The following is a 6,527-nucleotide window of genomic DNA, read 5'->3' on the forward strand; positions in this document are numbered from 1 at the left end:
TGCGCAGCGGCCCCCTTCAGACCTCTGCGGTGTGTCAGGCATACCATAGCGCCCGGTTTTAGGGCTGCTGCGCAGCCCAGCGCGGGCAAGCCCGCTCGCCACAACCACATCACAAAACTCAGAGCCAGACCGCATCCCATAATGGGTAGTCACCGATATGCTTCACCAGCCCTGCCCTCAGCGGATTGGCAATAATATAGCGAGCGATTTTCCGGTGGTCCTCTTCAGCCCTCACCGCACGGTCATGATAACCACGCTGCCAAAACGGCCCCGTGGTACCGCGAGCACGGTTTATCGTCAGCGTGCTCCGGGACTTGGTCCGCCCCATGACTTGCGCCAACCCCACCTCTTGCAGCTCAAACAGCCAATGAAGGTGATCCGGCATAATGACCCAGGCCAGCGAGTTGACCTGGCCTGAGTCATGGGTACGCTTAAGCTCGGCCACCAACAATCGGCCCAGGCGCAGATCACGGAACAATGGCCGTCGCCCATACACGACGGCGGTTATCAGATAGGATCGGCCTGGCTCCGAGTACCGGCCACGGCGTAACAAATGAGAGTCTGGCTGACGAAGCATTCCTTTGCGCCTTTGAACAATAAGTACATGTCAAGGCTAGCAGCGGGTATCAGCCAATGACCGTAAGATTGGTGAACACATGTATCCGCTTGCCACAGTGAGCCTGCTTTGACAAAACACCGACATCCACTGCGTTAACCTAGCCAGTCCAATCCCGCACAGAGCCGTGTTTTCATGCTGCAACCCGACACATTGCCCGCCGTCCTCGCCGGCCCCTTATTGCGTCGCCTGGAGCCGGGCCGCCTGGTGTTGTGGCTGGTGGGCAGTCGCGCGCTGGCATTGACCTTGCGGCTGCAGTTCTGTCAGGACGAGGGCGAACAGTCCCTGGATATCGACCTCGACGCCACACGCTGTCAGGTCATTGCCGTGGGCCGCGCGGCGTTTATCCACCTGATTGATGTGTCGCTGGCCACGCCGCTGCCCCAGGACGTGCCCATCCGTTATGACCTGCTGATCGAGGGTGGCGCCGGCATCGCCCAATGGGCCCCGCATCTGTTGTACCCAGGCGCCCAGGCCCCGGACTTCATCCTGCACAGCCGTATCCGCCAGTTGCTGCACGGTTCTTGCCGCAAACCCCACCATTACGCCGACGAGGGCCTGCTCTGCGCTGATCGCCTGTTGGCCGCCGACCGCAGCCTGGCCCAGCGCCCGGCGTTGTTGATGATGAGTGGCGACCAGGTGTACGCCGACGATGTGGCCGGGCCGATGCTGCGCGCCATCCATGGGCTGATTGCGCGCCTGGGCCTGTTCGATGAACACCTCGATGGCGCCGTGGTGGACGACAGCGCCAAGCTCTATGACCACCCTGCCAGCTATTACCATCGCGCCGATCTGTTGCCCGCCCTGGAGAGCAACGAGACCCTGCGCGAACGCTTTTTTGGCGGAGTGAAAAAGCCGATCTTCACCAGCAGCACCGCCGACAACCACCTGGTGACTTTCGCTGAAGTCATGGCCATGTACCTGCTGGTCTGGTCGCCCACCCCCTGGACCCTGATCGCCACACAGCCGCCCACTCGGCTCACTGCCGAAGAACGGGCGCGCTACGCCCGCGAACAGGTGCCTGTGGATAAGTTTCGCGACGGTCTGGGCGGTGTGGCGCGGGTGTTCGCCCATGTGCCGTGCCTGATGATTTTCGATGATCACGACATCACCGATGACTGGAACCTCAGCGCCCAGTGGGAACAGACTGCCTATGGCCACCCGTTCTCCAAGCGCATCATCGGCAACGCCTTGCTCGCCTATATGCTCTGCCAGGGCTGGGGCAACAACCCCGATGCCTTCGCCGCGCTTGTGGAAAAAACCCTGGCCCTGAGCGCGACGGCCCAGCAGCACGACAACCATTTACCCGCGCCCGCCCAGGACCAATTGCTCGAAGAACTCCTGCAGTTTCAACAGTGGCATTACGTGCTGCCCACCACCCCGGCGCTGGTGGTCATCGACACCCGTACGCGGCGCTGGCGCAGTGAATTCACTCTCAAGCAACCGTCCGGCCTGCTGGACTGGGAAGCCTTGAGTGAGCTGCAACAAGAACTGCTCGACCACCCTTCGGCAATCATCGTGTCGCCCGCGCCGATCTTCGGCGTCAAGCTGATCGAGACGGTGCAGAAAGTCTTCAGTTGGTGCGGTTACCCACTGTTGGTCGATGCCGAAAACTGGATGGCCCACCGTGGCGCCGCGCAGGTGATCCTGAATATCTTCCGCCACTCGCGCACCCCAGGTAACTACGTGATTCTGTCGGGGGATGTGCACTACTCGTTCGTCTACCAGGTGCTGATCCGCCATCGCAACGGCGGGCCGAATATCTGGCAGATCACCAGCAGTGGCATCAAGAACCAATTCCCGCCGCGCCTGCTGGAATGGTTCGACCGCCTTAACCGCTGGCTCTACTCACCACGCTCGCCCCTGAACTGGCTGACCCGGCGCCGGCGCATGCAAGTGGTGCCGTATATCCCGGAACATGCCGAAGCGGGAGAACGCCTGTGGAACAGTGCCGGCATCGGCCAGGTGTTTTTCAATGAGCAAGGGCAGCCGGAGGCGATTTACCAGCACAACGCCAACGGCTCGGCTCCTACCCGGATGGTGGAACCGCTCTAGCTTGGTCACCAACAATAATGGCGTTTAGCCACAATTTTACCCGGACAAACCTCGCTGTACAGTACGCCCAGCCACGGAGTATCGGCGTTAACACCTGACTGGCCACAATGAGCCAGCATCCTCGCAGGGAGCGCGCAGATGGGCGATACATCCGATTTGGATCCGTTGAACAGTGAGTTTTTCGACGTCAACGCCGACCTGGTCCATGCCATCATGGAACTGGTCAGCGATGGAATCTGGGACTGGAACGCCAACACCGGGTTTGTCTATCGCAACCCCGGCTGGTACGAAATGCTGGGCTACGATCACCATTCCCTGGAAAACACCGTCTTCACCTGGGAAAGCGTGATCCACCCCGACGATTACCCCCATGTGATGAAAGTCTTCGATGACTACATCAATAGCCGCACCCCTCACTATCAAGCCGAATACCGCTGTCGAAAAAAAGACGGTACCTGGCTGTGGATCGAAGACCGTGGCTACATCATTGCCCGCAATGCCGATGGCTCGGTGTCGCGCATGGTCGGCGCCCACCGCAGCATTCATGAGCGCAAACGCTCCCTGGAACAGCTTGAGCGGCGCAACCAATCCCTTGAAGCGCTGGTGGCTGAACGCACCCGCGAACTGTCGCGGGTCAACCAGCAACTGCAGTTACAGCTCGAGGAAAACCGCTCCCTGGCCGAGCGCGATACCTTGACCCGCATCGCCAACCGCTATCGCCTGGAAAAAGCCCTGCTCGAAGAGTGCGCGCGCGCTCAGCGGTTTCGTCTGCCGCTGGCGGTGATTGCCATGGATGTCGATGACTTCAAGTCGATCAACGACCAGCATGGACACGCCGTGGGCGATGCCACCCTGCTGCGGGTAGTCGAATGCCTGGAGCATTGCGTGCGCCAGGGCGACCTGCTGGCACGTTGGGGGGGCGACGAGTTTATGCTGATTATGCCCAAGAGCACCGTGGAAACTGCCCGGATACTGGCCGAGCGCATTCGCCGGGCGGTGCTCGACCTGCCTCCCGTGGGCGATTTCAACGTGACCCTGAGCCTGGGGGTGGTACAGCGCCTCGATGGCGAATCACCCGCCGACCTGATGGCCCGGGCGGACCAGGCGCTGTACCGGTCCAAGGCCGCGGGCAAGGACCGGGTTTCGCAGTAACCGTTAGCGCACCGGCGGCGCGTACTGGATGCCGCCGTTGTTCCACAGCGCATTGAGGCCGCGCGGGATCTTCAGCACGCTGCCCTGGCCAATGTTGCGCTCGAACACCTCGCCATAGTTGCCTACTTGCTTGACGATCTGCACCACCCAGTCCTTGCGCAGCTTCAAATCCTTGCCGTACTCCCCATCGGCCCCCAGCAGGCGGGCGATGTCGGGGTTCTTGGTGGTCTTGGCCTGTTCCTCGACGTTCTTCGAGGTGATGCCCATTTCCTCGGCATTGAGCATGGCAAACAGCGTCCACTTGACGATGCTGAACCAGTCGTCATCGCCCTTGCGCACCAGCGGGCCCAGGGGTTCCTTGGAGATCACTTCCGGCAGCACGATAAACTCATCCGGGTGCGCCATCTTGATCCGCTGGGCGTACAGGCCCGACTGGTCGGTGGTCAGCACGTCGCAACGGCCGGCTTCCAGGCCCTTGGCACTTTCATCGGCGGTGTCGAAGGTGATCGGGGTGTATTTCATGCCATTGGCACGGAAGTAATCCGAGACGTTCAACTCGGTGGTGGTGCCGGCCTGGATACAGATGGTCGCGCCATCCAGCTCCTTGGCGTGGGCCACTCCCAGCTTGGTATTCACCAGAAACCCTATACCGTCGTAATAGGTCACGCCGGTAAACACCAGGCCCATTCCGGAATCCCGTGAGCTGGTCCAGGTGGTATTGCGCGAGATCACGTCGATTTCCCCGGATTGCAACGCGGTGAAGCGCTCCTTGGCGGTCAGTTGGGTGAATTTGACCTTCGAGGCATCGCCAAACACGGCGGCGGCAACGGCATGGCACACATCAACGTCGATGCCGGTCATCTTGCCCTGGGCGTCCGGCACGCCGAAGCCTGGCAAGCCGTCGCTGACCCCACATTGGATAAAGCCCTTTTTCTGGATCGCGTCCAGGGTCGCGCCTGCGTGAGCGGTGCCGGCCAGGCCCAGGACAGTGGCGGCGGTGAGTGCTGCCAGGGTGGATTTCAGATGCTGCATGCAAGGCTCTCCGTGTTGGATTTTATTATTTGGCGCCGCAAACCCGGGCCAGTTTATTTATAGTGTTGCCGGTCAGTATCAACGGCTTTACACCTGGGTCACAAATGACGTTTAGGCAAAGGCTCCTTCCTGTTTGGAATGAACTCCCATGATCTCAAAACGCTTGACCCCTTCGATGACTGCCCTGCAATGCTTCGAAGCCGCTGCCCGGCACCTGAGCTTCACCCGTGCCGCCGAAGAACTGCACCTGACCCAAAGTGCGGTGAGCAAGCAAGTGGCGCAACTGGAGGAAATGCTCTGCCACAAGCTCTTCGAACGCGTGCGCCAGCGTCTGTACCTGTCGCCGGCGGGCTCGCTGTACCTGGCAGAAGTGCACAAGATCCTGACCCAGGTGGATATCTCCAGTCGCTATATCCTCACCTACGGTGGTGAAACCGAGGTGCTGCGCATCGCCACCCAACCGACCTTCGGCGACCGCTGGCTGGTGCCCAAGCTCAAGGACTTTGCCGCCCGTCATCCGAATATCCACCTGGATGTGCGCAACGAGCTCGAACCCTTCGACGTGCTGCAGGCCAAGGCCGATATCGCGTTCTTCTTCGGCCAGGGGTCATGGCCGGGGGCCACCTGCATTGAGCTGTTTCGCGAAGCGGTAGTGCCAGTGTGCGCACCGGGGTTTGTCGCCCAGGGCAGCGACGCTTCATCGCAACACACCTTGCTGCAATGCACCTCACGGCCCGAGGCCTGGCACGAGTGGTTCCTGGAACAGGGCCTGCATTCACAGAACAGCTACCACGGGCCGCGCTTCGACACGTTCTACATGTGCATACGCGCGGCGCAATCGGGTTACGGCGTGGCACTGGTGCCGCACTACCTGGTGGCTGACGAATTGGCCCAGGGCAGCCTGGTGGTGCCATGGGACTATGCGATGCCCAGCAGTGGCGCGCACTTTATCGCCCATGCCGAGCATGCTGGGGAGATTCCCAAGGTGAAGGCGTTTTTGCAGTGGATGGTGGAGTACACCCACTCTCACTGTGGGGGCGGGCTTGCCTGCGATGGGCATAGGTAGCTACACAACTCTTTCGTGGTTCTTCGGGGATTGTGTACATATCCGTTGCTGTGGTCATGGCGGCTATTGGTTCCGCCCTTACGGCGGGTCACTTTTGGAAAAGAGCCCCAAAAGTAACCAAAAGGGCTCTTGCCCCACCACTCGGCACCTCGCCTAGGCTCGGTGTGCCCGTCATCCGACATTGATTTGGGGGGCCGCCGCGATGGGCCATCCATGGCCCAGCGCGGCTAACCCGGCGTCCTGCCGGGTTACCCCCCAAATCAATATCGGATGACGGCCAGCGTGGTTTAACGGGGCGCCTAAGATCAAAATCACAAGCAAAGCGAGGCGGCCTGACAGCCGACCTGATCGTCGAGATGTACGCATATACCTGTGGGAGCTGGCTTGCCTGCTCCCACAGGGGGAATGCAGCTTCGCGCTCTGGCTCTGCTGTTGCTTTGCTTTTGATCTGGCTTTTGATCTTGATCTCAGGCGCCCCGTTAAACCACGATGGCCGCAGGCAGGTATTGCGCAGTGGGCACCCCGGCATGGATGCCGGGGTAGCCGCGACACGGCCATGGATGGCCGATCGCGGCGGGCCCACGGAGCAATGCCTGACTGCGGGCA

General features: G+C 60.9%; 5 protein-coding genes. 3 read left to right on the forward strand and 2 right to left on the reverse strand.

Translation table 11 applies throughout. The features are described from left to right. Positions 1–118: 118 nt before the first annotated feature. Positions 119–577, reverse strand: a complete 459-nt coding sequence (locus tag HBR94_RS28180; RefSeq protein WP_170045901.1) for a transposase — start codon at positions 575–577, stop codon at positions 119–121. Positions 578–751: 174 nt separating this feature from the next. On the opposite strand from HBR94_RS28180, the gene HBR94_RS28185 reads away from it, so the two are divergent. Beyond that, the gene (locus tag HBR94_RS28185) at positions 752–2,671 is read left to right on the forward strand and encodes an alkaline phosphatase D family protein (RefSeq protein WP_120731716.1); all 1,920 of its coding nucleotides are present in this window, start codon (positions 752–754) and stop codon (positions 2,669–2,671) included. Between the two features lie 138 nt (positions 2,672–2,809). Beyond that, complete coding sequence (locus HBR94_RS28190; protein WP_170045902.1) at positions 2,810–3,823, forward strand: diguanylate cyclase; 1,014 nt, start codon at positions 2,810–2,812, stop codon at positions 3,821–3,823. 3 nt (positions 3,824–3,826) lie between these two features. On the opposite strand, the gene HBR94_RS28195 is transcribed toward HBR94_RS28190, so the two are convergent. Further along, a complete protein-coding gene (locus HBR94_RS28195; RefSeq protein WP_057437889.1) occupies positions 3,827–4,855 on the reverse strand; it encodes an amino acid ABC transporter substrate-binding protein in 1,029 nt (342 codons plus the stop codon). 148 nt (positions 4,856–5,003) lie between these two features. Between HBR94_RS28195 and HBR94_RS28200 the strand changes: the two genes are divergently transcribed. Beyond that, a complete protein-coding gene (locus tag HBR94_RS28200; protein ID WP_057960585.1) occupies positions 5,004–5,921 on the forward strand; it encodes a LysR substrate-binding domain-containing protein in 918 nt (305 codons plus the stop codon). Positions 5,922–6,527 lie beyond the last annotated feature (606 nt).

The sequence above is a fragment of the Pseudomonas sp. WS 5412 genome, from assembly GCF_012985615.1.
In the GTDB taxonomy this organism is placed as follows: domain Bacteria; phylum Pseudomonadota; class Gammaproteobacteria; order Pseudomonadales; family Pseudomonadaceae; genus Aquipseudomonas; species Aquipseudomonas shahriarae.